General features: G+C 64.4%; 23 protein-coding genes. 1 reads left to right on the forward strand and 22 read right to left on the reverse strand.

What is annotated here, in order from left to right:
* Position 1: 1 nt before the first annotated feature.
* The 7 genes from ACSF9G_RS11930 to ACSF9G_RS11960 all read right to left on the reverse strand — a co-directional run bounded on the left by ACSF9G_RS11930 (position 2) and on the right by ACSF9G_RS11960 (position 8,169).
* A complete protein-coding gene (locus tag ACSF9G_RS11930; protein WP_436641785.1) occupies positions 2-760 on the reverse strand; it encodes an isoprenyl transferase in 759 nt (252 codons plus the stop codon).
* Between the two features lie 34 nt (positions 761-794).
* Positions 795-1,355 (reverse strand): ribosome recycling factor, encoded by a 561-nt coding sequence (frr, locus tag ACSF9G_RS11935; protein ID WP_436641787.1) that lies wholly within the window; start codon positions 1,353-1,355, stop codon positions 795-797.
* Between the two features lie 72 nt (positions 1,356-1,427).
* Positions 1,428-2,147 carry a UMP kinase gene (gene pyrH, locus ACSF9G_RS11940; RefSeq protein WP_436641789.1) on the reverse strand — a complete coding sequence of 240 codons (720 nt, stop codon included), beginning with the start codon at positions 2,145-2,147 and terminating at the stop codon, positions 1,428-1,430.
* 27 nt (positions 2,148-2,174) lie between these two features.
* Positions 2,175-3,101, reverse strand: coding sequence for a translation elongation factor Ts (tsf, locus tag ACSF9G_RS11945; RefSeq protein WP_436641791.1), 927 nt, complete (start codon positions 3,099-3,101; stop codon positions 2,175-2,177).
* 82 nt (positions 3,102-3,183) lie between these two features.
* A complete protein-coding gene (locus ACSF9G_RS11950) occupies positions 3,184-4,281 on the reverse strand; it encodes a 30S ribosomal protein S2 (protein ID WP_436641793.1) in 1,098 nt (365 codons plus the stop codon).
* Between the two features lie 200 nt (positions 4,282-4,481).
* Entirely contained in the window at positions 4,482-7,910 is a 3,429-nt protein-coding gene (dnaE, locus tag ACSF9G_RS11955) for a DNA polymerase III subunit alpha (protein WP_436641795.1), read from the reverse strand.
* A gap of 130 nt (positions 7,911-8,040) precedes the next feature.
* Positions 8,041-8,169 carry a hypothetical protein gene (locus tag ACSF9G_RS11960; RefSeq protein ID WP_436641797.1) on the reverse strand — a complete coding sequence of 43 codons (129 nt, stop codon included), beginning with the start codon at positions 8,167-8,169 and terminating at the stop codon, positions 8,041-8,043.
* Between the two features lie 202 nt (positions 8,170-8,371).
* Between ACSF9G_RS11960 and ACSF9G_RS11965 the strand changes: the two genes are divergently transcribed.
* Complete coding sequence (locus tag ACSF9G_RS11965; RefSeq protein ID WP_436641799.1) at positions 8,372-8,842, forward strand: hypothetical protein; 471 nt, start codon at positions 8,372-8,374, stop codon at positions 8,840-8,842.
* A gap of 8 nt (positions 8,843-8,850) precedes the next feature.
* Here ACSF9G_RS11965 and ACSF9G_RS11970 read toward each other — a convergent pair whose 3' ends face one another.
* The 15 genes from ACSF9G_RS11970 to nuoG all read right to left on the reverse strand — a co-directional run bounded on the left by ACSF9G_RS11970 (position 8,851) and on the right by nuoG (position 25,481).
* A complete protein-coding gene (locus tag ACSF9G_RS11970) occupies positions 8,851-9,564 on the reverse strand; it encodes an ABC transporter ATP-binding protein (protein WP_436641801.1) in 714 nt (237 codons plus the stop codon).
* A complete protein-coding gene (locus tag ACSF9G_RS11975; RefSeq protein ID WP_436641803.1) occupies positions 9,564-10,835 on the reverse strand; it encodes a lipoprotein-releasing ABC transporter permease subunit in 1,272 nt (423 codons plus the stop codon). The genes ACSF9G_RS11970 and ACSF9G_RS11975 overlap by 1 nt, the downstream gene beginning before the upstream one ends.
* Before the next feature lie 46 nt (positions 10,836-10,881).
* Positions 10,882-12,201 carry a proline--tRNA ligase gene (proS, locus tag ACSF9G_RS11980; RefSeq protein ID WP_436641805.1) on the reverse strand — a complete coding sequence of 440 codons (1,320 nt, stop codon included), beginning with the start codon at positions 12,199-12,201 and terminating at the stop codon, positions 10,882-10,884.
* 426 nt (positions 12,202-12,627) lie between these two features.
* The gene (locus ACSF9G_RS11985) at positions 12,628-12,909 is read right to left on the reverse strand and encodes a DUF1467 family protein (protein WP_436641807.1); all 282 of its coding nucleotides are present in this window, start codon (positions 12,907-12,909) and stop codon (positions 12,628-12,630) included.
* Between the two features lie 16 nt (positions 12,910-12,925).
* Entirely contained in the window at positions 12,926-13,330 is a 405-nt protein-coding gene (gene mce / locus ACSF9G_RS11990; RefSeq protein ID WP_436641809.1) for a methylmalonyl-CoA epimerase, read from the reverse strand.
* A gap of 42 nt (positions 13,331-13,372) precedes the next feature.
* A complete protein-coding gene (locus tag ACSF9G_RS11995; RefSeq protein WP_436641811.1) occupies positions 13,373-15,043 on the reverse strand; it encodes a ribonuclease J in 1,671 nt (556 codons plus the stop codon).
* 11 nt (positions 15,044-15,054) lie between these two features.
* Complete coding sequence (locus tag ACSF9G_RS12000) at positions 15,055-15,843, reverse strand: biotin--[acetyl-CoA-carboxylase] ligase (RefSeq protein WP_436641813.1); 789 nt, start codon at positions 15,841-15,843, stop codon at positions 15,055-15,057.
* 2 nt (positions 15,844-15,845) lie between these two features.
* The gene (nuoN, locus tag ACSF9G_RS12005) at positions 15,846-17,276 is read right to left on the reverse strand and encodes an NADH-quinone oxidoreductase subunit NuoN (RefSeq protein WP_436641815.1); all 1,431 of its coding nucleotides are present in this window, start codon (positions 17,274-17,276) and stop codon (positions 15,846-15,848) included.
* Positions 17,277-17,288: 12 nt separating this feature from the next.
* Positions 17,289-18,800, reverse strand: a complete 1,512-nt coding sequence (locus tag ACSF9G_RS12010; protein WP_436641817.1) for an NADH-quinone oxidoreductase subunit M — start codon at positions 18,798-18,800, stop codon at positions 17,289-17,291.
* Position 18,801: 1 nt separating this feature from the next.
* Positions 18,802-20,832: an NADH-quinone oxidoreductase subunit L gene (gene nuoL, locus ACSF9G_RS12015; protein WP_436641819.1), complete on the reverse strand. Its 2,031-nt coding sequence runs from the start codon at positions 20,830-20,832 to the stop codon at positions 18,802-18,804.
* 8 nt (positions 20,833-20,840) lie between these two features.
* Positions 20,841-21,149 carry an NADH-quinone oxidoreductase subunit NuoK gene (gene nuoK / locus ACSF9G_RS12020; protein ID WP_436641821.1) on the reverse strand — a complete coding sequence of 103 codons (309 nt, stop codon included), beginning with the start codon at positions 21,147-21,149 and terminating at the stop codon, positions 20,841-20,843.
* 2 nt (positions 21,150-21,151) lie between these two features.
* On the reverse strand, positions 21,152-21,766 hold the full coding sequence (locus tag ACSF9G_RS12025; RefSeq protein WP_436641823.1) for an NADH-quinone oxidoreductase subunit J: 615 nt from the start codon (positions 21,764-21,766) through the stop codon (positions 21,152-21,154).
* Positions 21,767-21,866: 100 nt separating this feature from the next.
* The gene (gene nuoI / locus ACSF9G_RS12030) at positions 21,867-22,358 is read right to left on the reverse strand and encodes an NADH-quinone oxidoreductase subunit NuoI (RefSeq protein ID WP_261617979.1); all 492 of its coding nucleotides are present in this window, start codon (positions 22,356-22,358) and stop codon (positions 21,867-21,869) included.
* Between the two features lie 17 nt (positions 22,359-22,375).
* A complete protein-coding gene (nuoH, locus tag ACSF9G_RS12035; RefSeq protein WP_436641825.1) occupies positions 22,376-23,398 on the reverse strand; it encodes an NADH-quinone oxidoreductase subunit NuoH in 1,023 nt (340 codons plus the stop codon).
* Positions 23,391-25,481, reverse strand: a complete 2,091-nt coding sequence (gene nuoG, locus ACSF9G_RS12040) for an NADH-quinone oxidoreductase subunit NuoG (protein WP_436641827.1) — start codon at positions 25,479-25,481, stop codon at positions 23,391-23,393. Before nuoG ends, nuoH begins: the two co-directional genes overlap by 8 nt.
* Positions 25,482-25,490 lie beyond the last annotated feature (9 nt).

The raw sequence follows: 25,490 nt of genomic DNA on the forward strand, positions 1-25,490 counted from the left end.
GTTACGATCCCGTGTGCGCCACGAGCCCACCGAAGCGGCGTTCGCGCGTGCGGTATTCCTCGATGGCCGACATCAAGGCCTCCCGCCCGAAGTCCGGCCAGAACAGCGGCTGGAAGACGAACTCGGTGTAGGCACACTGCCACAGTAGGAAATTGCTGATCCTCTGTTCGCCGCTCGTACGGATCAGCAGATCAGGATCGGGAATGTCGGCGGTATCGAGAAAGGTCTCGAACTGCGTCTCGTCGATCGCGGCTAGGTCGATCGCGCCCGACGCCACGGCCTCGGCGATCCCTCGCGTCGCCCGGAGGATCTCGTCGCGAGCGCCGTAGTTGAATGCGACGACGAGCGTGAGGCCTTGGTTGTCGCGGGTCAGTTCCTCTGCCTCAATCAGCAGGGAGTGGATATCGGATTCCAGATCGTCGCGCCGGCCGATCACCTTGACCCTGACCCCGTTGTGGTGGAGCTCGGCCAGGTCCTTGCGGATGAAGCGGCGCAGCAGCGCCATCAGGTCCAGCACCTCGGACTGCGGGCGCGACCAGTTTTCCGAACTGAAACTGTAGATCGTCAGGTAGCGGATGCCGATCTCGCCGGCCGCGCGCACCGTACGCCTGAGCGCCTCGACGCCCGCCCTGTGCCCCTGCGCGCGCGGCAAGCCGCGCTGCGCCGCCCAGCGCCCGTTTCCGTCCATTATGATGGCGACATGTTCGGGCACGTCTGACGTCTGGCTGCCGCCGGGCTTTGCAGTGGCGTTCGCTTCCATTCCTTCCACCGCCCTGGACGATTGCGGAGTGACCCTAGACCTGCAGGACTTCCTGTTCCTTGGTTGCCAGCGTCTCATCGATCTCGGCGATCGTCGAATCGGTCAGCTTCTGAACGACATCGGCCTGCTGGTGATGTTCGTCCTGGCTCATCTCGTGGTCCTTCTCCAGGCGCTTGAGATGCTCCATTCCGTCCCTGCGCACGTGGCGAACGGCAATACGGGCGTTCTCCGCATACTTGTGCGCGACTTTGACCATCTCCTGACGCCGCTCGGCGTTCAGCTCCGGGATGGGTATCCGCAAATTCTGCCCGTCCATGATTGGATTAAGACCGAGGTCGGCCTCCCGTATCGCCCTGTCGACGGCGCCGACCAGCGACTTGTCCCACACGTTGACGGAAATCATACGCGATTCCGGAACGCTGACCGTCGCGACCTGGTTGATCGGCATCGGCGACCCATAGGCCTCGACCGTGACCGGCTCGAGGATATTGATCGAGGCACGCCCGGTCCGCAGCCCGGCCAACTCGGTCTTGAGAACGCTGACCGCGCCCTGCATTCGCCGTTTCAGGTCTGCAAGATCGAAATTGCCGTCCATGATGCGTCTCCCGCCCGTCAACCGGGCCGATTCGTTCGGATATATCGGGTTGCCCGATGATGAATGGATACGTCAGCCGCTGACAAGGGTCGCACGCCCCGTACCTGCGAGCACCGCGTCCAGCGAGCCCGTTTCGTGAATGTCGAATACGATTATCGGGATAGCGTTGTCGCGGGCAAGTGCGAATGCGGCGGTATCCATAACCTTCAGGTCGCGTTTCAGCGCCTCTGCGAAGGTCAGCGTGTCGAAGCGCTTCGCCCCCGGATGCGTTCGGGGATCCGCTTCATAGATACCGTCGACCTGCGTTCCCTTGAGCAGGGCATCGCAATTCAGTTCCGCGGCGCGCAACGCCGCAGCCGAATCCGTCGTGAAGAACGGGTTTCCGGTACCGCCGGCGCAAATGACGATCTCGCCCGCATCAAGGCATTCGAGCGCCCGGGTTCGGGTGTAGGTCCCGCATAGCGCTTCCATCGGAATCGCCGACAGGGCTCGCCCCTTGCCGCCGGCCTCGTCGATCGCACCGGCGAGTGCGATCGAATTCATCACCGTGGCAAGCATCCCGATATGGTCGGCACGCGCGCGGTCCATCCCGCGCGCGGCACCAGCGACACCGCGAAAGAGGTTGCCGCCACCGACGACGATCGCGATCTGAGTGCCGCCCCTTGATGCTGCGACAACTTCAGCGCCGATCCGCCCAAGGACGCCCACGTCTATACCGAAAGCCCCCTCGCCCATCAAAGCCTCGCCCGAGACCTTGAGCAGGACGCGTTTGAATTCGGGAACTTCCGGCATAAGAGGCGGGCCCCTTCGAGTTACGCTTCAGCCACGCGCTGCGGCGGCGACCTCGGCGGCGAAGTCGGCTTCTTCCTTCTCGATGCCTTCACCGAGAGCGAACCGCACGAAGCCGACGACCTTGATCGGCGCGCCGACATCGGCTTCTGCGGCCTTCACCGCCTTCTCGACGGTGTTATCCGGATCGATGACGAACGCCTGCTTCAGAAGCACGGCCTCCTCGTAGAACTTGCGGATGCGGCCCTCGACCATCTTCTCGACGATCTCGTCCGGCTTGCCCGATTCCTTGGCCTGCTCGCGATAGACAGCGCGCTCACGATCGACCACCGAGGCATCGAGGCCGTCGACGTCGACGGCGAGCGGATTGGTTGCCGCCACATGCATCGCGATCTGCTTGCCGAGGGCAGCGAGCTTGTCCTTGTCGCCGGAAGACTCGAGCGCGACGAGTACGCCGATACGGCCAAGGCTCGGCCCGGTGACCGAATGGATGTAGGAGGCAACCGCACCTGGCGTCACTTCGAAACCGGCGCTGCGGCGCAGCGTCATGTTCTCGCCGATCTGGCCGACCATCTCCTGGACGTGGTCCGCGACGGTCCTGTCGGTGCCCGGGAAATTCGCCTGCGAAAGCGCCGCGAAGTCGCCGCCGACGGACAGCGCGACTTCGGCGATCTTGCGGACCATCTCCTGGAACATGTCGTTGCGCGCAACGAAGTCGGTCTCGGCGTTGACCTCGACGACCACGCCCCTGTTGCCGTCACCGGCAACGGCGACCAAGCCCTCGGCGGCCACGCGGCCGGCCTTCTTGGCGGCCTTGGACAGACCCTTGGCCCGCAGCCAGTCGACAGCCGCCTCCATGTCGCCATCGGTTTCGGCCAGAGCCGCCTTGCAATCCATCATGCCGGCGCCGGTCTGGTCGCGCAGCTCCTTCACCATGCTCGCGGTGATGTTAGCCATATCGGCCTCCTGAACTTTTTGACGTCAACGCGGCCGGCCGGGCCGACCGCGCGCGTGATTCCATGACTGCAACGCAGCCGTCTTACTCGGCTTCGCCTTCGGCAAGACGACGGGCCTGGTCGATCCAGCCGTCGCGAGTGATGCGGCCGTGCAGGGTCAGCTCCTCGTCGATCTTCTGGATATCGTCCTCGCCCAGAGCGACGATCTGCCAATAGTGGAAGACGCCCATGTCGTTGAGCTTCTGCTCCAGCACCGGGCCGACGCCGGAGATCTTCTTCAGATCGTCCGGAGCGCCGCGCGGCGCCGCCAGGAGTTCGAAGGTCGGCGCCACCACTTCCGGCACCACGATCGTTTCCTCTGCGGCCGGCTTCGCCTCCGGGGCCGGCTCTTCGGCCTTGGGCTTGGCCTTCGGCTTCGGCGCTTCCGCCAGAGCGGGCTCGATCACGGGCTCCTCGGAGGCGCCGATATCGACGCCCATGTCGCCTTGACCGCGCGAAATGCCGTCGATCGCCGCACGCGCGACCATGTCGCAATAGAAATTTATGGCGCGACCGGCGTCGTCGTTGCCCGGCACCGGAAAGGTGATGCCGTCGGGATCACAGTTCGAGTCGACGATCGCGGCGACCGGGATGCCGAGACGACGCGCTTCCTTGATCGCGATCGATTCCTTGTTGGTATCGATCACGAACAGCATGTCGGGCTGGCCGCCCATGTCCTTGATACCGCCGAGAGACCGTTCCAGCTTCTCGCGCTCGCGGGTGAGCTTGAGGCGCTCCTTTTTCGTCAGCGCCATCGCCTCGCCCGAATCGCCGAGCAGCTGCTCGAGCTTGCGCAGCCGCTGGATCGAATGGGAAATGGTCTTCCAGTTGGTCAGCGTGCCGCCAAGCCAGCGCGCATTGACGTAGTACTGGGCGCTGCGGCGCGCCGCGTCCGCGACCGACTCGGAAGCCTGACGCTTGGTGCCGACGAACAATACCCGGCCGCCACCGGCGACCGTGTCGCTCACCGCCTGCAGCATGCGATGCAGCATCGGCACCGTCTGGGCGAGATCGAGGATGTGAATATTGTTGCGCTCGCCGAAGATGTACGACGCCATCTTCGGGTTCCAGCGGTGGCTTTGATGTCCGAAATGAACGCCCGCTTCCAGAAGCTGACGCATGGTAAAGGTGGGCAGAGTCATGGCCCTAGGTCTCCATATCCGGTTGATCCTCCGCAGGCAGGAGCCGGAACCCTCGGTCCCGACACCGGACAGCGCGGCCACGGCAAAGTGGCACGCGCGGATTTGCCCGCGTGTGTGATGGGCGCCTTATATGGCGTCTTCGGCCTGGTTTCAAGCGGTCTCGGGCAATGGCCGAACGCGCGCGGCGTTCACGGCCGACTTCAGAATTCGTGCACGTCGACGACGCCTGGAGCGGCCCGGATCGCCGCGGTCACCTGCGGCGCGACCCGATAGCGATTGGGCAGGCGGATCTCGACCTCCGAACGCGGTTCGTCGACCATCACCACGATCGAGACCTCGCCGTCACCGGCCTGGTCGAGGCGCCTGGCGACACTTTCGACCGAGGCCTGGCCGCGCACGAAGATGCGGATGCCCCCCGTGACCGTCTCGGCGATATCGTCGAGCTTGCGCAGTGACTGCAGACGGACCCGCTGCATGTCGCCGAACTGGTCGACCTGGACCAGCGCCTCGATGCAGGTGCCCGGCTCCAGTATCGGCCGCGCCTCCGCGAGCAGCTCCGAGAAGGCGACCGCCTCGACCTGACCGGTCGGGTCCGACAAGGTGATGATGCCCATGCGGCTGCCATTGCGCGTGCGGGTTTCCGATTTCGAGCCGATGAAACCGGCCAGCCGCCCCGCGGTCGCCCCGCGGCGCATCGCCTCCTCAAACTCGGCGATCGGCTGGACTCGCCGCCGCTCCAGCACCGCCTTGTAGCCATCGAGCGGATGACCGGACAGAAACATGCCGATGGAATCGTACTCGCGCGCCAGCCGGTCTTCCGGCAGCCAGGGATCGATATCGGCAAGTGGCAGCGGTTCCGGCTTGCCGCCGCCGAACAGCTCGGACTGGCCGTTGATGCGGGCATCCTCGCTGCGCGCCGCCGTCGACAGGATCATCTCGACGCCCTTGGCCACCCGCGCGCGGTTCTTGTCCAGTTCGTCGAAGGCGCCGGCCGCCGTCAGACTTTCCAGCGCCCGCTTGTTGACGAAGCGCGGACTGATGCGGTTCGCGAAATCGGCAAGATCGCTGAACGGCTTGGATCCGCGCAACTCGACGATGTGCTCGACCGCCTGTCGGCCCACGTTGCGCAGGGCGGCGAGCGAATAGCGGATGGCTCCGTTCTCCACCGAGAAATCGGCCAGTGACTTGTTCACCGAGGGCGGCTCGACGTCGATCCCCATCCGGGCCGCCTCGCGGCGGAACAGGTTGATCTTGTCGGCATTGCCCATATCGAGCGTCATCGAGGCGGCAAGGAACTCGGTCGGATAGTTCGCCTTCAGATAGGCGGTCTGATAGGCGACGAGCGCATAGGCCGCCGCGTGCGACTTGTTGAAGCCGTAGTCGGCGAACTTCGCCAAGAGCTCGAAGATGTACTCGGCCTGATGGCTCTCGACGCCATGCTCCACCGCGCCGTCGACGAAGCGCTTGCGCTGCTTTTCCATCTCGGCGCGGATCTTCTTACCCATCGCCCGGCGCAGCAGGTCGGCTTCGCCGAGCGAGTAGCCGGCGAGCTCCTGGGCGATCTGCATCACCTGCTCCTGGTAGATGATGACGCCGAAGGTCTCCTTCAGGATCGGCTCGATCTTGGGATGGATGTAGTCCGGCGTCTCGCGGCCGTGCTTGCGGTCGTTGTAGGTCGGGATGTTGGCCATCGGCCCCGGCCGGTAGAGCGCGACCAGCGCCACGATGTCCTCGAAGCGGTCCGGCTTCATGCCGACGATAGCCGAGCGCATGCCGCCCGATTCCAGCTGGAACACGCCGACCGTCTCGCCGCGCGACAACATCTCGTAGGTTTTTTCGTCGTCGAGCGGCAGCGCGTCGAGATCGATCTTGATACCGCGCTGCGCCGCCAGGTGGATCGTGATATCCAGAACCGTCAGGGTCTTCAGGCCGAGGAAGTCGAACTTCACCAGCCCCGCCGCTTCGGTCCATTTCATGTTGAACTGGGTCGCCGGCATCGCCGACCGCGGGTCCTTGTAGAGCGGAACCAGCTGGTCGAGCGGACGGTCGCCGATGACGACGCCGGCGGCATGCGTCGAAGCATGCCGGAAGAGACCTTCGAGCTTCAGCGCGATATCGAGCAGCCGGCCGATCGCGGCATCCTCGTCCCGGGCCTGCTGCAACCGCGGCTCGCCGGCGATAGCATCGGCCAGCTTCACCGGGTTGGCCGGGTTGGCCGGGATCATCTTCGACAGCTGATCGGCGCGGCCATAGGGGATCCCGAGCACCCGGGCGACGTCGCGCACCACGGCACGCGCCTGCAGCGTTCCGAAGGTGATGATCTGAGCGACCTGGTCGTGACCGTACTTGTCCTGCACGTAACCGATCACCCGGTCGCGGCCGTTCGGACAGAAGTCGATGTCGAAGTCGGGCATCGACACGCGTTCGGGATTGAGGAAGCGCTCGAACAGCAGGCCGAACCGGATGGGATCGAGATCGGTGATGGTCAACGTCCAGGCCACCAGCGAACCGGCACCGGAACCACGGCCCGGCCCGACCGGGATGTCGTGAGCCTTCGCCCATTTGATGAAATCGGAAACGATCAGGAAGTAGCCCGCATAGGCCATGCGCTCGATGACGCCGAGCTCGAATGCGAGCCGTTCGCGATACGTTTCCGCGTCCGTTCCCGGCGCCGTCCCGTGCATGCCGAGCCGCCGCTCCAGGCCCTCTTCGGCCTGCCGGCGCAGCTCGGCCGCCTCGTCGACCTCCGCCCCCTCCCCGTCGCCGACGGTGAAGCGCGGCAGGATCGGGTTGCGCGTCATCGGCCGGAAGCTGCACCGCTCGGCGATCTCGACCGAAGACCGAAGCGCTTCAGGCAGATCGGCGAACAGCGCCGCCATCTCGGCGCGCGACTTCATGTAATGTTCCGGCGTCAGCTGTCGACGGTCGGGATCGGCGACCATGCGGCCTTCGGCGATACAAATCAGCGCGTCATGAGCCTCGAAGTCCTCTCGCGCGGCGAAGAACGTCTGGTTGGTGGCGACGAGCGGCAGATCGAGATCGTAGGCGAGATCCACCAGCGTCGGCTCGACCGCCCGCTCCGCGTCGATACCGTGCCGTTGCAGCTCGACATAAATGGAATTCGGGAATAGCGCCGCCAGCCGTTGCAGCACCTCACGCGCCACGTCGCCGTTGCGCTGCGCTATCTGCCGGTCGATGGGCCCTTCCGGGCCGCCCGTCAGCGCGATCAGACCGTCGGTCCGCCCCGACAGGAGCGCCTCGGGAATGCTCACGTCCCCTGGCCCGTCGCCGTCGATCCAGGCGCGCGAGACCAGGTGCATGAGATTGCCGTAGCCGGTCTCGTCGCGCGCGATCAGCACCAGCGACGGCAGCGGCGCCTTGCGCACGCCGCGATTGCCTTTCTCCTCGAGACCGAAATCAACGGCGAGCGTCACCCCTATGATGGGCTGGATTCCGGCGCCCGCCGCCTTCTCGGAAAATTCTAGGGCCCCGAACAGGCTATTGCGATCGGCGATGCCGAGCGCCGGCATCGCGTCCTTGCCGGCAAGATCGATAAGCCGCGCGATGGGCAGCGCCCCTTCGAGCAGCGAAAAGGCCGAATGGGATCTGAGATGAACGAAGCCCGGCATCGAGGTCTCCCCGGCCGACTATACCGGCCGTTACCGCCACCATACAGGCCCTCTCGATTCGCGCCGCCCGGCCTCTATCCAATTCCGCACGCCACTGTGGACAATCCCCCGTCCACCGTCCGTGCGGCGGTCAGCCCGCGCCGACGGCAAGTCCGGCCCAGACGAAGACCGATTGCGCGAATGCAACGACTGCGAAAAACGCTGCGAGATCCTGGACCATTGTCCCCTCCTCGATATCACTTTCCATAATGATGTTCATGCTTTGTTCCTTATGTCAATATCCGATGGCAATCGCCGATATCAGGCTTGATGATGCGCCGAAGGCGCGGCCGCCAATCCGCCCGATCTGACACGTGCGCAACACTGCCGGAAATTCCAGTCCCTCACGGTATCGCAGCGGAAACGCGACACCGATCTCGTGCTAAGTTCTCGCCCGATCTGTCAGATGGTGGTGCACGCCAATGCGCACAATTCCGAACGCGGCTGTTTCGCTACTCCTTGCCCTGACGGCCACCCCGGCCGCAGCGCAGGAGCGCGCGTGGGTCACCGGCACGTCCGAAACCGGCGTCGAGATGATGTACGGCACGCCGGACAGCGACGACATCGTGTTCGCCATTCGTTGCGACGCGAAGTCCAAGGAAATCTTCGTCGGCTTTGCCCATATGCCGATTGGTGTGCGAAACGGCGACGCGATCGATCTGACGCTGGTCTCCGAAGCCGGCGAAACCGTGCTGCCGTCTCAGGTGACCTATCTGGAGCCGATGGATATCTGGCTTGTCGAGTCGACGGACGCCCCCGCCGACGACCTGCGCCGCATCGTCACCGGAGGCTCGGCGCTGAATGTGATGGTCCGGGATGGCGGGGAGGAAATCCCCCTTGCCGGCGCCGCCGAAGGCTTCGAGGCGTTGTTTTCGGCCTGCAGCCCGCAATAACGCACCCTTCAGAGCTCGATCAGTCTGCCTTCGCGCAGGGTCACGCGCCGGTCCATGCGTTCGGCGAATTCCAGATTGTGCGTGGCGATCAGCGCGGCCAGCCCCGTGCCGTGCACGAGGCGCAGCAGGATATCGAACACATACTCGGCGGTATCGGGATCGAGATTGCCGGTGGGTTCGTCGGCGAGCAGGATATGCGGCGCATTGGCGACAGCGCGGGCGATGGCGACACGTTGCTGTTCGCCGCCCGAGAGCTCGCCGGGCCTGTGGGTCTTGCGCTCGCCGAGACCGAGGAAGGTCAGCAATTCGCCCGCCCTCTCCTCCGCGACGTCCTGGCCGAGGCCGGCGATGCGCTGCGGCAACGTCACGTTTTCGAGCGCGGTGAATTCCGGCAGCAGGTGATGGAACTGATAGACGAAACCGATCTGGCGCCGCCGCACGGCGGTGCGCTGGCCGTCGTCCATCAGCGTGGTATCGACACCGTCGATGAACACAGTTCCCGTGTCCGGCCGCTCCAACAGACCGGCGACATGCAGAAGCGTCGACTTGCCCGCGCCCGATGGCCCAACTAGTCCGACGATCTCGCCGGGCTTCATTTCCAGCTCGATCCCGCGCAGGACGTGCAAGGCGCTGTCGCCCTGCCGGTAGGTGCGTTCCACGCCCGTCAGCGCCAACGCCGGCGCGATCTCGGACTCGCTGTAGCCGCCCTCCGTCATTGCCATCACTCGTAGCGCAACGCGTCGACCGGATCGAGCCGCGCGGCCCGCCAGGACGGATAGAGGGTAGCGAGGAACGACAGGACCAGCGCCATCACGACGACGGAGACCACTTCTTGCACGTCCATCTCGGCCGGCAGTCGGCTCAGGTAATAGAGTTCCGGCGAGAACAGCTCCGTTCCGGTCAGCCGCGACAGGAACTGCCGGATCGACTCGACGTTCCAGCACACCAAAGTCCCCAGGATTAGGCCGGCAAAGGTGCCGACCACCCCGATCGCCGCGCCGGTAATGAAGAACACCCGCATCACCGTTCCGCGCGTCGCCCCCATCGTGCGCAGAATGGCGATGTCGTGGCCCTTGTCCTTCACCAGCATGATCAGGCCCGAAATGATGTTGAGGGCGGCGACCAGCACGATCATCGTCAGGATCAGGAACATGACGTTGCGCTCCACCTCGAGGGCGGAAAAGAAGGTCTGGTTGCGCTGGCGCCAGTCACTGACGAAGATCGGCCGCTCGATAGCCGTGTCGAGCGCCATTCGGAAATCGTCGACGGAATCGGGATCATCCAGGAACACCTCGATGCCGCTGGCCAGCGTGTCGAGGTTGAAATAGGCCTGCGCCTCATCGAACGGCATGAAGATGAAGGCGCCGTCGTATTCGGACATGCCGATCTGGAAGATCGCGGCGACCGGATAGGACTTGATGCGCGGCGTCGTGCCGAACGGCGTCACCGCCCCGCGCGGAGAGATGATCGAGATCCGATCCCCTACCCGCAGCCCCAGCTTTTCGGCGAGCCGGATGCCGACCGCCACGCCGCCGCCGTCGTCGAAGCCATCGAGCGTGCCCTGCAGGATGTTCTGGGAAATCGTTCCCAGCCGCTCCAGGTCCGCCTGCCGCATGCCGCGCACCAGGGCGCCGAAGCCGCCCACGGCGGACGAGGCCATCGCCTGCCCTTCAACGAACGGAAAGGCCAGGGTCACGCCGTCCATCTGGTCGATTTTCGCGTCGACCTCGTCGAAGTCCGTGAACGGCGTGTCGTAGACCTGAACGATCACGTGACCGTTGAGACCGAGGATCTTGTCCATCAGCTCGGTGCGAAAGCCGTTCATCACCGCCATGACGATGATCAGCGTGGCGACACCCAGCATGATGCCGAGGAAGGAGAAGCCGGCGATCACCGAGATGTAGCCCGCCTTGCGCTGCGCCCGCAGGTAGCGCATGGCGATCATCCACTCGAATGCCGCAAATGGCCGGGTTTCGTGGGCAGTGTCGCTCATCGTCCCGCCATTCGTACCAGATTCACGCGTATCGGGTGCGAAAAGCTCAACCGATCAATCTGGCGAGCGCGGAGTCCACCGACAGCGACTGTTTCTCGCCGGTCGCACGGTTCTTCAGCTCGACACTGCCTTCGGCCAGCCCCTTCGGTCCGACAACGAGCTGCCAGGGCAGCCCGATCAGTTCGGCGGTGGCGAATTTCGACCCGGCCCGCTCGGCCGTATCGTCGTAAAGAACGTCGAGCCCGGCCGCCGTCAGTTTCGCGTAGAGGTCCTCGCATGTTCCGTCCGTCGCGGCATCGCCGCTCTTCAGGTTGATCAGCCCCACATCGAACGGGGCGACGGACTGAGGCCAGATGATTCCGGCATCGTCGTGGCTTGCCTCGATGATTGCGGCGACAAGTCGCGACGGACCGATTCCGTACGATCCCATATGCACCGGCTTCTCGGTTCCGTCGGGCCCGGCGACGACCGCCTTCATCGGCTCGGAATACTTGGTGCCGAAGTAGAAGATGTGGCCGACCTCGATGCCGCGCGCCGAGATGCGTCGGTCCTCGGGAATGTCGGCCTCGAACTTCGCGGGATCGTGCTTCTCGTCGGTCGCGGCATACGAGCCGAGCCATTCGTTGACGATCGGCGAAAGGTCGCCGTCGAAGTCGGTGTCCTCGCCCGGGATCGGCAGGTCGAGAAGCGCCCTGTCGCAGAAGACCTCGCTCTCGCCGGTCTTCGCCAGGATGATGAACTCGTGGCTCATGTCGCCGCCGATCGGCCCCGAATCGGCTGCCATCGGGATCGCCTTCAGACCGAGCCGCGCGAAGGTGCGCAGGTAGGCGACGAACATCCTGTTGTAGGAACGCCGCGCCGACTCCTGATCGAGATCGAACGAATAGGCGTCCTTCATCAGGAACTCGCGCGACCGCATGACGCCAAAGCGCGGGCGCACCTCGTCGCGGAATTTCCACTGGATGTGATACAGGTTGAGCGGCAGGTCCTTGTAGGAGCGGACATAGGCCCGGAAGATCTCGGTGATCATTTCCTCATTCGTCGGACCGAACAGCATGTCGCGCTCGTGCCGGTCCTGGATGCGCAGCATCTCCTTGCCGTAGTCGTCGTAGCGTCCGCTTTCGCGCCACAGGTCGGCGGCCTGGATCGTCGGCATCAGCAGTTCGATCGCACCGGCGCGATTCTGCTCCTCGCGGACAATCTGCTCGACCTTCTTCAGGACGCGGTGGCCGAGCGGAAGCCAAGCATAGATGCCGGCAGCCTCCTGGCGGACCATGCCTGCGCGAAGCATCAGTCGATGCGAGACGATCTCGGCTTCCTTGGGTGTCTCTTTGAGGATCGGCAGGAAGTAGCGTGACAGGCGCATAGGGTCTGGGAATCCAATGTGTTGGGTGTCGCGCGCGACACAAGCGCATCGGCGACGAAAAGACAAGGCCGGCGATACCCTCCCCCGCAACGCCCGACTGGCGGCCACTCGAAATTCCGGTCAGCCGGACCGCCAGGCAACGGATGCATAAATGTTCATATTGCGAACAACCGAACGGATTGCGGACGAAATGTTGCGAATGGCATTCACAACAAGAAACATATTGCAACGGTCGAATGGCTGCGTATTGTAGCTTCCACAAAAGACCAAATGCCCACGCGCACCTTCGAAAAGGTGACATCGGCCCAGGTCTCGGGAGGAAACGGCTCGAATGCCGGCGAAGTTCGGCCTAGAGCACTGTGGTCAGGTGGAGGCCGCCGGACCATAGCGGTAGACTTTTAGAAGCAAGGCGAAAGCCTTGCTTTTTTATTTCCAGTCCTTCGGCGTGAAATCCGGCAGCAAGGGGATGTCGTCTATCGTCAGCCCGCCGTAGCCGATGACGACGTACAGGATCGCGAAGATCACGGCCGACACCACCGTCGTGGCGATGAGCTTGCGCACCAGAAGCGGCCGCTCCGGCGCGCTTTCCGTAGACCCCGGAACCACCTCGCCCGTCTCCTCCTGGGAGCGCACGCCCCAGGGCAAAACGGCGAACAAGACGATCCACCAAAGTACGAAATAGACGGCAAGAGCGCTTGTGATCGGCACGGTCAGACCCTCCGGCTCAAGCCTGTTCCAACTCGACGAGCGTACCGCAGAAGTCCTTCGGGTGCAGGAAAAGCACGGGCTTTCCGTGCGCCCCTATCTTCGGCTCGCCGCTGCCGAGCACCCGCGCGCCGTCCGCGAGAAGCTTGTCGCGGGCGGCGATGATGTCGTCGACCTCGTAGCAGATATGGTGGATGCCCCCATCCGGGTTGCGCTCCAGGAACCGCGCGATCGGTGAATTCTCGCCATAAGGCTCGAGCAGCTCGATCTTGGTATTGGGCAAGATGATGAACACCGTGGTGACACCGTGGTCCGGCTGCGGAACGGCTTGCGACACCTCCGCGCCCAGCGTGTCGCGATAGGTGGCCGTGGCGGCCGCGATATCGGGCACGGCGATGGCCACGTGGTTCAGACGCCCGAGCATGATGTCCCCTTTACCAGGCGCGAATACAAACTTCGCCGCGGCTCATACCGCGACGACGAAGACATGACAAACGGGCTTTTTGCCCCAACCCGCCATCACGGCGTTGCGCACGGCCCGCCGGATCGAATCCTCCAGCGCGTCGGGATCGCGCCGCCGCGCCCGCGGCATCCCCGCCATCACCTTCTCGACCGCGTCGTGGACGATCTCGAGGAACGGCTCGTTCTTGCCGTCACGCTCGGGAACGCCGTCGAGCTCCACCTCAACATCGCCGACCAGATCTCCCCGATCGTTGACCGCGAGGGCCACGCCGACGAGGCCGACATAAGCGAGTTTGCGCCGCTCGCGGACCGAATCGCTGTCGGAGCGGACGATCAGCCGCCCGTCCTTGTAGAGGCGCCCGACCGGCACCTTTTCCACGATCTCGGCGGCCTCCGGACCGAGCCGCACCATGTCGCCGTTATAGGCGGTGACGACCTGCCCGACCTTCATATCGCGGGCAAGCCGCGCATGCGCGGCCAGGTGCTGCGCCTCTCCGTGGACCGGAATGGCGATGTCGGGCCGCACCCAGGCATACATGTCGCGCAATTCGTCCTGACGCGGATGTCCCGACGTATGAACGAGCGCGTCACGGTCCGTGACGATCTCGATCCCGGCCCTGACCAGCGCGTTGACGACCGTGCCGATTTCCCGTTCGTTGCCCGGTATGGTGCGGGCCGAATAGACGACGCGGTCGCCTGCGACCAACTTGACGTTCGGGTGGCTACCGGCCGCGATCCGCGTCAGCGCGGCACGCGGCTCGCCCTGGCTCCCGGTACACAGCAGCACGACCTTGTCGCGCGGCAGCGTGTCGTACGTCTCTTCGCCCAGAAATGCCGGCAATCCGTCCAGCAGGCCGTTTTCGCGCGCCACCGTGATCACACGCTTCATCGCGCGCCCGACCACGACGACGCTGCGATCGGCCGAAGCGGCCGCCTCGCCGATCGATCGGATGCGCGCGACGTTGGAGGCGAACGCGGTCACCGCGACCCGATTCGGCGCGTTCGCGATCACCTCGGCCAGTCCCTTGCCGACGTCCCCCTCCCCCGGCGACCGGCCGTCGCGCAGGACGTTGGTCGAGTCGCAGATCATCGCCCGGCAACCTTCGTGCCCGAGCGCGATGAAAGGTGCCGGATCGAAAGGCGCACCGACCACCGGATCCTTGTCGATCTTCCAGTCCGCGGTATGCAGGACCGTGCCCGCCGGTGTGCGGATGACCACGGAGTTCGGCTCCGGGATGGAGTGCGTCACGGGTATCAGCTCTATGTCGAACGGACCGACCGAGAAACGCCCTCCGACCGGAACGGTCTCGATTGGGATATCCGGCGCCCCTGGCTCCTCCTGGATTTTCGCCGCCAGAAGACTGCCGGTGAACGGCGTCGCGTACACCTTCGCCCCGAGTCGCGGCCAAAGGTCGGGGAGCGCCCCGAAATGGTCCTCATGGGCGTGCGTCAGCAGGATGCCGACGAGTTCGCCGCGCTCCGCCTCGATAAACGAGATGTCGGGCAGGATGAGATCGATACCCGGCAGATGCTCCTCCGCGGCGAAGCTGACGCCGCAATCCACCATCAGCCAGGACCGCCGGCCCGGCGTACCGTAGCCGTAGAGGGCGAGGTTCATGCCGATTTCGCCGACACCCCCGAGCGGCAGGAACACGAGATCCGGTTGGCGCGCCATGGTGGGCTCCTCTAATTTGTCCGCGGCATCGATGCGGCATCGCCGAAATGAACGTCCCCGGCCGATACCAGAACGCGCTCGCCGGCGTCGGTACGCACGACCAGCCGGCCGTCGGCATCGAGCGTCTCGAAAGTACCGTGAACCTCGCGCGGTCCCGATTTCACCGCCACCTGCCCGCCGATTCCCGACGCCCGTTCGAGCCAGGTCGACCGGATCGATTCCATGCCCTGACCGTCATTCCATTGAGCACACCGCTCGATCCAGCAATCCGACAGCACGGCGAACAGCTCTTCGGCCGTAACGGTCGCCCCGAGACCGGCGAGGCACACGGCGGGATACGGCACGCCCTGCGGCGCGGCGACGACGTTGACGCCAATGCCGACAACGACGGCGGACGCGTCGTCGTCGCGAGGCTCGCCTTCCAGCAGGATGCCGGAGATCTTTGCCCCGTTGACAAGCACGTCGTTGGGCCATTTGAGCGAGATCGACGCTTCGCCGATATCCAAGCGCATCAACGCATCCGACAAGGACAGTCCGGCAACGAAGCCGAGCGTCGCGGCGATATTCACCGGAACCGATGTCGTCAGAAGCAGGCTGGCAGCGAGATTTCCGGGAGGCCCCTGCCAGGCTCGGCCCCGACGTCCGTGGCCGCTCGTCTGCGAGGAAGTGACCAACCAGATCGGCCCGCTCTCGCCGGCCCGGATGCGCTTCAGGGCCTCGTCGTTGGTCGAGCCGATGGCATCAAAGGATTCGAGGCGATAGCCGGCGCGGGCGGCCGCGGACCCGAGCACGAATCCCATGGTCAGAAGAGCGACTTCGCAGCCGCCCCCGCAGCCTCGACCAGCGGCGCCGGATAGACGAAGTAGAGCAGCACGACAACGCCGCTGACGCCGAGCACGGCCTTCAGTTCGCCGCCCATATGCTCGAACGGCGCCACGGGCTCGTCGAAATACATGATCTTGACGATGCGCAGATAGTAGAAGGCGCCGACGACGCTGGTCAGCACGCCGATGACCGCAAGCGCGTAAAGCTCGGCCTCGATCGCGGCTAGGAACACGTAGAACTTGGCGAAGAAGCCGGCCAGCGGCGGGATGCCCGCGAGCGAGAAGAACAGCACCGCGAGGAAGAACGCCGCTGTCCCGTTGGTCCGCGACAATCCGGCGAGATCGTCGATCGTCTCCACGGTCGTGTCGCCGCGCCGCATGGCAAGGATGAAGGCGAAGGTGCCAAGCGTCATGGCGAGATAGATCGTCATGTAGACGATGACGCCCTGCACGCCGGCCTCGCTGCCGGCGGCCAGCCCGACGAGCGCGTAGCCCATATTGGCGATCGACGAGTAGGCCATCAGCCGCTTGATGTTGCGCTGACCGATCGCGGCGAACGCCCCGAGCGCCATCGATGCGATCGAGATGAAGACGATGATCTGCTGCCAGTCGGTGGTGACCGTCGGAAAGGCTTCGACGACGACACGGATCAGCATGCCGATCGCCGCGATCTTCGGCGCCGAGGCAAAGAAGGCGGTAACCGGCGTCGGCGAGCCCTCGTAGACGTCCGGCGTCCACATGTGGAATGGCACGGCCGAGATCTTGAAGGCGAGACCGGAGAGTAGGAAAACGAGCCCGATCACGACCCCGATCGATGAGCCTCCGGCGGCCACCGCGTCTGCGATCCCCTCGTAGGTGACCGTTCCGCAGAAGCCGTAGATCAGCGAGGCGCCGTAGAGCAACATGCCGGACGCGAGCGCGCCGAGCACGAAATACTTCATGCCCGCTTCTGTTGAGCGCACCGAATCCCGCTGGATCGCCGCGAGCACGTAGGCTGCCAGACTCTGCAGTTCGAGGCCCATGTAGAGCGAGATCAGGTCGGTGGCCGAGACCATGACGAACATGCCCGCCGTCGCAAGCACGATCAGCACCGGATACTCGAACCGGGTGAGCCGGCCGAACCGCATGTAGTCGACAGACAGAAGGATCGCGACGGCCGAGCCGATCGCGATCAGGGTCTTCATGAACTTCGCGAACGGATCGAGCTGGAAGCTGCCGCCGAAAATCGGCTCGGGGTCGGCCGGGACCAGCCAGACCAGCACACCGGCGGCGATCACCAGCGCCATCGAAAGGCCCGCGGTTATGGAAACCGAAGCGCTGTCCTGGCGAAACGCGCCGAACATCAACGCAGCCATAGCGCCGACGACCAGCAGGATTTCGGGGGCAATCGACATGAGGTTCAGGGTCATCGGATCACCTCGTCAATTGCCGATGGTGGCAAGCTGGGCGGCATGCTGCAGGGCCGCTTGGTATTCGGTTACGAGATTTTCGACGGAGACCGCGGTCACGTCGAAGACCGGCATCGGATAGACGCCGAACAGGATCGTCAGGAAGACGAGCGGAGCCAGGATCACCACTTCGCGGGTGGTCAGGTCCTTGATGCCGCGCAGGTTCTCTTTCTCGATCGTGCCGAAGATCACCCGTCGGTAGAGCCACAGGGCATAAGCCGCAGACAGGATTATGCCAAAGGTGGCGAATACCGCGACCCATGTGTTCACGGAGAACGCGGCGAGCAGCGACAGGAATTCGCCGACGAAACCCGACGTGCCCGGAAGGCCGACATTCGCCATGGTGAAGACCATGAACGCGGCGGCATAGAGCGGCATCCGGTTGACCAGCCCGCCATAGGCAGCGATCTCGCGGGTGTGCAGACGGTCGTAGACAACGCCGACGCACAGGAACAGCGCGCCCGAAACGATGCCGTGCGAGAGCATCTGGAAGATGCCGCCCTGGATGCCCTGGACGGTGCCGGTGAACACGCCCATGGTCACGAAGCCCATATGGGCAACCGACGAATAGGCGATCAGCTTCTTGATATCGGTCTGCACCAGCGCGACCAGCGAGGTGTAGATGATCGCCACCACTGACAATGTGAACACGAACGGCGCGAACATGTCGGAGGCTTCCGGGAACATCGGAATCGAGAACCGCAGGAAGCCGTAGCCGCCCATCTTCAAAAGGATGCCGGCCAGGATCACCGAGCCCGCTGTCGGCGCCTCGACATGCGCGTCCGGCAACCAGGTATGTACCGGCCACATCGGCATCTTGACGGCGAAGGAGGCGAAGAACGCAATCCACAGCCATGTCTGCATGTTCGCCGGGAAATCGTGGGCGAGCAGCGTGGGAATGTCGGTCGTGCCGGCGTCCCAGTACATCGCCATGATGGCGAGCAGCATCAGCAACGAGCCGGTCAGCGTGTAGAGGAAGAACTTGAAGGCCGCGTAGACGCGCCGCTTGTGCCCCCAGATGCCGATGATCAGGAACATCGGGATCAGGCCGCCCTCGAAGAACAGGTAGAACAACACGAGGTCCAGCGCGGTGAAGACGCCGATCATCAGCGTCTCGAGCACCAGGAATGCGATCATGTATTCCTTCACGCGAACGTCGATCGCGAACCAGCTTGCCAGGATGCAGGCCGGCATCAGGAAGGTCGTCAGGATCACGAACAGCATCGAGATGCCGTCGACGCCCATGTGATAGGAGATCGCCCCGCCCAGCCAATCGCGCTTCTCGACGAACTGGAAGTCGGCCGTCGAGGGATCGAAGTAGATCCAGATCAGCAGCGAAAGCAGGAAGGTGATTACCGTCGTCCACAGCGCCACGAAACGGGCGTTGCGCACGGCGATCTCGTCGTCGCCGCGGATGGCGAAGATGAACAGCGCCCCGACAAGCGGCAGGAACGTTACGACGGAGAGGATCGGCCAACCGGTCATATCAGTGCGCCCCTCCGGCGAACATGTACCAGGTGATGAGCGCGGTGACGCCGATCAGCATGGCAAAGGCATAGTGGTAGAGATAGCCGGTCTGCAGCTGCACGACCCGGCGCGTCACGTCGATGACGCGCGCCGAGATACCGTCCGGCCCGAAACCGTCGATCAGCCAGCCGTCGCCCTTCTTCCAGAGGAAACGGCCGAGCCACTTCGCGGGCCGGACGAACAGGAAGTCGTAGATCTCGTCGAAGTACCACTTGTTGAGCAGGAATTTGTAGAGAAGGTCGAACTGCCGGGCGAGCGCCGGGGCGGCCGCGGGGTTGCGGATGTACATGTACCAGGCCACCGCGAAACCGGTCAGCATCATCACCGTCGGCATCCACACGACGATCGCGGGAACCTCATGCATGGCGTGCAGGACGTGGTTCTCCTCGCCGAGGAAGATCGCCCCGCGCCAGAAGGCCTCGTAGTCCGCACCGATGAAGAACGACTTGAACGCGAGCCCCGCGCCCAGAGCGCCGATTGCCAGCACGAACAGCGGCACGAGCATCACCATCGGCGACTCGTGCACGTGCGCCTGCACTTCGGCCGAGGCACGCGACTTGCCGTGGAACGTCATGAAGATAAGCCGCCAGGAGTAGAACGCGGTCAGCAGGGCGGCGAACAGCGTCAGGCCGAAGGCATAGCCCGCCATCGGGTTCTCGCCCACGAACGTCGCCTCGATGATCGCGTCCTTCGATACCCAGCCGGCCGTCAGCGGGAACCCGGTCAATGCCAGGGTGCCGATCACCATCATCCAGTAGGTCACCGGGATCTTGGTGCGTAGGCCGCCCATCTTGCGCATGTCCTGTTCGTCCGACATCGCGTGGATCACCGCGCCGGACCCGAGGAACAGGAGCGCCTTGAAGAAGGCGTGCGTGAACAGGTGGAAGATGCCCGCCGAATAGGCACCCACGCCGATCGCGGCGAACATGTAGCCGAGCTGCGAGCACGTCGAATAGGCGATCACCCGCTTGATGTCGTTCTGGACGAGACCGATCGTCGCCGCGAAGAACGCCGTCGTCGCGCCGATGAAGGTGACGACGGTCAGCGCGGAGTAGGACAGCTCGAACAGCGGCGACAGGCGCGCGACCATGAACACGCCCGCGGTCACCATGGTGGCGGCATGGATCAGCGCGGAGACCGGCGTCGGGCCCTCCATCGCATCCGGCAACCAGGTGTGCAGCAGGAACTGGGCCGACTTGCCCATCGCGCCCATGAACAGCAGCAGGCAGACGATGGTCAGCGCGTCGATGTCGCTGCCGAAGATGTGCAGCGTCTTGCCGGTGGCGTCGGCGGCATTGGCGAACACGGCATCGAAATTGATCGAGCCGAACAGCACGAACACGCCGAAGATGCCGAGCGAGAACCCGAAGTCGCCGACCCGGTTGACCACGAAAGCCTTGATCGCGGCGGCGTTCGCCGACGGGCGCTGGTACCAGAAGCCGATCAGCAGGTACGAGGCCAGGCCGACACCTTCCCAGCCGAAGAAGAGCTGCAGGAAGTTGTCCGCCGTCACCAGCATCAGCATGGCGAAGGTGAACAGCGACAGATAGGCGAAGAACCGCGGCCGGTTCGGATCGTGCGACATGTACCCGATCGAATAGACGTGCACGAGCGCCGAAACCGTGGTGACGACGACCAGCATGACCGCGGTCAGCGTATCGATGCGGAAGGCCCAGTCGACCGACAGCGAGCCGGACGAGATCCACGGCAGCACGGAGACCTGAACGTCGCCGTCCTTGAGACCGACGTCGAAGAACGCGACCCACGACAGGATGGCGGCGATGATCAGGAAGCCGGAGGTGATCAGCTCGGCCGCGCGCGAGCCGTGCGCGGCAGGGTCATGGCCGTGCCCGTCGCCATGCGCCTCGCGGCCGCTGTTGTCGGCATGCATGTCGAGGCCGCCGGGATGGCGGCTGTGCGCCCCGACCAGAGAAATGATGCCGCCGAGAATGGCCCCGAGCAGCGGCAGAAAGACGATCGCCGAATACATTTGAGCGCTCAGCCCTTCATCATGTTGACGTCCTCGACCTCGATCGAGCCGCGGTTGCGGAAGAAAACCACCAGGATGGCGAGACCGATGGCCGCTTCGGCGGCCGCGACGGTCAACACCAGCAATGCGAAGACCTGCCCGACGATGTCGCCGAGATGGGTGGAGAAGGCCACCAGGTTGATGTTGACGGCGAGCAGCATCAGCTCGATCGACATCAGGATGACGATGACGTTTTTCCGGTTCAGGAAAATGCCGAAGATGCCGAGCGTGAACAGGATCGCGGCAACGGCGAGAAAATTGGAAAGGCCGATTGCCATGTTCAAATCCCCTTTCCGCTCTCGACCTTGCGCACCTCGATGGCGGTCTCGGGATTGCGCGCCACCTGGGCGGCGATCGACTGGCGCTTGACGTTCGGCTTGTGGCGCAGCGTCAGCACGATCGCGCCGATCATGGCGACCAGCAGGATCACGCCGGCCATCTGGAAGAAGAAGACGTAGCGCGTGTACAGCACCTCACCGATCGCCTGGATGTTGCTGACCGACGGGTCGGCGGGGATCGGCGCGGCGATATTGGCGGCGACGTTCGGCGATATCACCCAGCCGCCAAGGACGAGAAGCAGTTCCACGAGCAGGATGAAGCCGATCAGCGCGCCGACCGGCAGGTAGTTGAGGACACCCTCGCGCAGCTGCACGAAATCCACGTCGAGCATCATCACGACGAACAGGAACAGCACCGCGACCGCGCCGACATAGACGACGATCAGGATCAGGGCGAGGAATTCAGCGCCCATCAGGATGAACAGGCCAGCGGCGTTGAAGAACGCGAGAATCAGAAACAGCACGGAATGGACCGGGTTTCGCGACGCGATCACCATCACCGCGGAGGCGATCATCACCGCGGAGAACAGATAGAAAAAGGCAGTCGCGACGATCATGGTCCGGCAGGTCCCCCGGTGAGGCAGAGCGCCGGGAATCCGGCGAGCGCGGCCTCTATAGAACGGTTACGGATACGCGTCTACCAACCCTCGGAAGGGTTCAGCGGTAGGGCGCGTCGAGCTCGATACTCTTGGCGATCTCCCGCTCCCAGCGGTCCCCGTTCGCCAACAGTTTGTCCTTGTCGAAGTACAGTTCCTCGCGTGTTTCCACAGCGAATTCGAAGTTCGGTCCCTCGACGATGGCGTCCACCGGACACGCTTCCTGGCAGAAGCCGCAGTAGATGCACTTCACCATGTCGATGTCGTATCGGGTGGTGCGGCGGGTTCCGTCGTTGCGCCGCGGCCCCGCTTCGATCGTGATCGCCTGGGCGGGACAGATCGCCTCGCACAGCTTGCAGGCGATGCAGCGCTCCTCGCCGTTGGGATAACGGCGCAGCGCGTGCTCGCCCCTGAAGCGCGGCGAAATCGGCCCCTTCTCGAAGGGATAGTTCAGTGTCGCCTTCGGCTTGAAGAAGTAACGCATCGCCAGAAAGAAGGCGGATACGAACTCCTTCAGAAAGATCGAACGGGCGGCCTGATCCAGCATGGCCATGTTGAAACCTCTTGGTTCTACGGCGCCCAGCCGGTGAATTGCAGGACTCCTGCCACGGCAGCGACCATGAACAGGGAGATAGGCAGAAAGACTTTCCAGCCAAGCCGCATCAGCTGGTCGTAGCGGTAGCGCGGCACGAACGCCTTGACCATGGCGAACATGAAGAACACCGCGCAAACCTTGAGGACGAACCAGACGACGCCGGGGATCCAGGTAAACGGCGCGACCTCGAACGGCGGCAGCCATCCGCCCAGGAACAGAATCGTCGTCAGCGCACACATCAGCACGATGGCGACGTATTCGCCGAGCATGAACAGCAGATACGGCGTGGAGGAATACTCCACCATGTAGCCGGCCACGAGCTCCGATTCGGCTTCGGCCAGATCGAAGGGCGGCCGGTTGGTCTCGGCCAGCGCCGAGACGAAGAAGATGACAAACATCGGCAGGAGCGGCAGCCAGAACCAGCCGAACAGCCCCCACGACCCGCGCTGGGCCTCGACGATGTCGGTGAGGTTCAGCGAACCGACCAACAGCAGCACCGTGATCAGCACGAACCCGATCGAGACTTCGTAGGAGACCATCTGCGCGGCGGCGCGCAGCGCGCTCAGGAACGGATACTTCGAGTTCGACGCCCAGCCGCCCATAATGACGCCGTAGACGCCGAGCGAGGAGATCGCGAAGATATAGAGGATGCCGAGATTGATGTCGGCGATCACCCAACCCGAATTGACCGGGATCACCGCCCAGGCCGAAAGCGCCAGGATACAGGTGACCAACGGGGCGAGCAGGAACACGCCCTTGTTGGCGCCGTCCGGGATAACCGGCTCCTTCAACACGAACTTGAACAGGTCCGCGAAGGACTGGAACAGACCGAAGGCGCCGACGACGTTCGGGCCCCGCCGAAGCTGCACCGCCGCCCAGATCTTGCGGTCGGCGAGCAGCAGATATGCGATGACCACCAGCAGGCAGACCAGCAGCAGAAGACTCTGCGCGGCAATGATGATCAGCGGCCAGAGCCAGGTCCAGAAAAACTCAGCCATGGGTACCGGTCGCCTCCCCTCGGCGCGCCCGAGCCAGCGCGCTCATCTCCGCCATCACGGCCGAGGCGCGTGCGATCGGATTGGTCAGATAGAAGTCGCCGACCGCGCCGACGAACGCCGCCTTGTCGAGCTTGCCGCCCGCCTTCGCCAGCGTGGCGACCGCGTCGGCCGGCGCCGCTTCGACCGATTCGCGCCGCAAGAAATGCGGATGCGCGTCGTACAGCGCGCCGCGCAACTGCGCCAGCGTGTCGAACGGCAGCTTGTTGCCGACCACGTCGGACAGGGCGCGCAGGATCGCCCAGTCTTCCCGCGCGTCACCGGGCGGGAAACCGGCGCGGTTGGCCACCTGCACCCGTCCCTCGGTATTCACGTAGGTACCCGACTTCTCGGTATAGGCGGCGCCCGGCAGGATCACGTCGGCGCGATGGGCGCCGCGGTCGCCATGCGTACCGATATAGACGACGAACGGCCCTGCGGGCACTTCGACCTCGTCGGCGCCGAGCAGGAACAGCACATCCGCGCCGCCGCCGAGCATGCCGGCGACATCATTGCCGCCCTCGCCCGGAACGAAACCGATGTCGAGCCCGCCGACGCGCGCTGCGGCACTATGCAGCACACAAAAGCCGTTCCAGTCGCCCTCGATCGCGCCGCTTTCGGCCGCGATCTTCGCGGCCGTCGAAAGGACCGCCGCGCCATCGGCACGGGCCAAGGCGCCCTGCCCGACGATGACCATCGGCCGCTTGGCCTCCTTCAGCACCTTGGCGAAGGCGTTGCCGCCCGAGGCGATCTCGGAAAGCGTGTCCGGCCCGGCACCGAGATACTCGTAGTCGTAGGTCAGGTCCGGCTGCTCGCCGTGCACCACGCCGACCTTCAGGTCTCCGAGCAGCCAGCGCGCGCGAATGCGTGCGTTCAGCACCGGCGCCTCGTGGCGCGGGTTCGACCCGACGATCACGATCGCGTCGGCCGCATCGATGCCGGCGACGCCCGCGTTGAACAGATAGGACGCGCGGCCCGCCTTCGGATCGAGCTTCGCACCGTCCTGGCGACAGTCGATGGAGGCCGCGCCGAGATCGTCCATCAGGCCTTTCAGCGCGAACATGTCCTCGACGCTGACGAGATCGCCGGCGATGGCACCGATCTGCTCGGGGCTTGCCGCCTTCACCTTCTCCCCGATCGCGGCGAACGCATCGTGCCAGGAGGCCGGCTTCAGCTTGCCGTTCTCGCGCACATAGGGCTTGTCGAGACGCTGGGTTCTCAGGCCGTCCCAGATGAACCGTGTCTTGTCGGAGATCCACTCCTCGTTCACGTCGTCGTTGTTGCGCGGCATCACCCGCATCACTTCACGACCGCGCGTATCGACCCGGATGTTCGAGCCGAGCGCGTCCATGACGTCGATCGACTCGGTCTTGTTCAGTTCCCACGGCCGCGCCTGAAAGGCGTAGGGGCGCGAGGTCAGCGCCCCGACCGGGCACAGGTCGATGACGTTGCCCTGAAGCTCCGACGACATCGCCGACTCCAGGTACGTGGTGATCTCCATGTCCTCGCCGCGACCGATCGCGCCGAGTTCGGGAGCGCCAGCGACTTCCGTTACGAAGCGAATGCAGCGCGTGCAATGGATGCAGCGCGTCATGATCGTCTTGACCAGCGGACCGATATACTTGTCCTCGACCGCGCGCTTGTTCTCGTGGAACCGGCTGGAGTCGAGGCCATAGGCCATGGCCTGATCCTGCAGGTCGCATTCCCCGCCCTGATCGCAAATCGGGCAGTCGAGCGGGTGGTTGATGAGCAGGAACTCCATCACCCCTTCGCGCGCCTTCTTGACCATCGGCGTCTTGGTGAACACCTCCGGCGGCTCGCCGTTCGGCCCCGGCCTGAGATCGCGTACCGCCATGGCGCAGGACGCGGCCGGCTTCGGCGGACCGCCCTTCACCTCGACCAGGCACATACGGCAATTGCCGGCGATCGAAAGCCGCTCGTGGAAACAGAAACGCGGGATTTCGACGCCCGCAACCTCGCACGCCTGCAAAAGCGTGTACTCGGCCGGGACGTCGACCTCGGTGCCGTCGATGAGGATCTTGGTCATCCGTCTCGC

Source organism: Microbaculum mangrovi (assembly GCF_051390635.1).
Classification (GTDB): domain Bacteria; phylum Pseudomonadota; class Alphaproteobacteria; order Rhizobiales; family Tepidamorphaceae; genus Microbaculum.

Bases quoted from the DNA above. Each gene is read 5' to 3' on its own strand.
- ACSF9G_RS11930 (WP_436641785.1), bottom strand. From the start codon at position 760: ATGGAAGCGAACGCCACTGCAAAGCCCGGCGGCAGCCAGACGTCAGAC.
- frr (WP_436641787.1), bottom strand. From the start codon at position 1,355: ATGGACGGCAATTTCGATCTTGCAGACCTGAAACGGCGAATGCAGGGC.
- pyrH (WP_436641789.1), bottom strand. From the start codon at position 2,147: ATGCCGGAAGTTCCCGAATTCAAACGCGTCCTGCTCAAGGTCTCGGGC.
- tsf (WP_436641791.1), bottom strand. From the start codon at position 3,101: ATGGCTAACATCACCGCGAGCATGGTGAAGGAGCTGCGCGACCAGACC.
- ACSF9G_RS11950 (WP_436641793.1), bottom strand. From the start codon at position 4,281: ATGACTCTGCCCACCTTTACCATGCGTCAGCTTCTGGAAGCGGGCGTT.
- dnaE (WP_436641795.1), bottom strand. From the start codon at position 7,910: ATGCCGGGCTTCGTTCATCTCAGATCCCATTCGGCCTTTTCGCTGCTC.
- ACSF9G_RS11960 (WP_436641797.1), bottom strand. From the start codon at position 8,169: ATGAACATCATTATGGAAAGTGATATCGAGGAGGGGACAATGGTCCAG.
- ACSF9G_RS11965 (WP_436641799.1), top strand. From the start codon at position 8,372: ATGCGCACAATTCCGAACGCGGCTGTTTCGCTACTCCTTGCCCTGACG.
- ACSF9G_RS11970 (WP_436641801.1), bottom strand. From the start codon at position 9,564: ATGGCAATGACGGAGGGCGGCTACAGCGAGTCCGAGATCGCGCCGGCG.
- ACSF9G_RS11975 (WP_436641803.1), bottom strand. From the start codon at position 10,835: ATGAGCGACACTGCCCACGAAACCCGGCCATTTGCGGCATTCGAGTGG.
- proS (WP_436641805.1), bottom strand. From the start codon at position 12,201: ATGCGCCTGTCACGCTACTTCCTGCCGATCCTCAAAGAGACACCCAAG.
- mce (WP_436641809.1), bottom strand. From the start codon at position 13,330: ATGCTCGGGCGTCTGAACCACGTGGCCATCGCCGTGCCCGATATCGCG.
- ACSF9G_RS11995 (WP_436641811.1), bottom strand. From the start codon at position 15,043: ATGGCGCGCCAACCGGATCTCGTGTTCCTGCCGCTCGGGGGTGTCGGC.
- ACSF9G_RS12000 (WP_436641813.1), bottom strand. From the start codon at position 15,843: ATGGGATTCGTGCTCGGGTCCGCGGCCGCCCGCGCCGGCTATCGCCTC.
- nuoN (WP_436641815.1), bottom strand. From the start codon at position 17,276: ATGACCCTGAACCTCATGTCGATTGCCCCCGAAATCCTGCTGGTCGTC.
- ACSF9G_RS12010 (WP_436641817.1), bottom strand. From the start codon at position 18,800: ATGACCGGTTGGCCGATCCTCTCCGTCGTAACGTTCCTGCCGCTTGTC.
- nuoL (WP_436641819.1), bottom strand. From the start codon at position 20,832: ATGTATTCGGCGATCGTCTTTCTGCCGCTGCTCGGGGCCATTCTCGGC.
- nuoK (WP_436641821.1), bottom strand. From the start codon at position 21,149: ATGGCAATCGGCCTTTCCAATTTTCTCGCCGTTGCCGCGATCCTGTTC.
- ACSF9G_RS12025 (WP_436641823.1), bottom strand. From the start codon at position 21,766: ATGATCGTCGCGACTGCCTTTTTCTATCTGTTCTCCGCGGTGATGATC.
- nuoI (WP_261617979.1), bottom strand. From the start codon at position 22,358: ATGGCCATGCTGGATCAGGCCGCCCGTTCGATCTTTCTGAAGGAGTTC.
- nuoH (WP_436641825.1), bottom strand. From the start codon at position 23,398: ATGGCTGAGTTTTTCTGGACCTGGCTCTGGCCGCTGATCATCATTGCC.
- nuoG (WP_436641827.1), bottom strand. From the start codon at position 25,481: ATGACCAAGATCCTCATCGACGGCACCGAGGTCGACGTCCCGGCCGAG.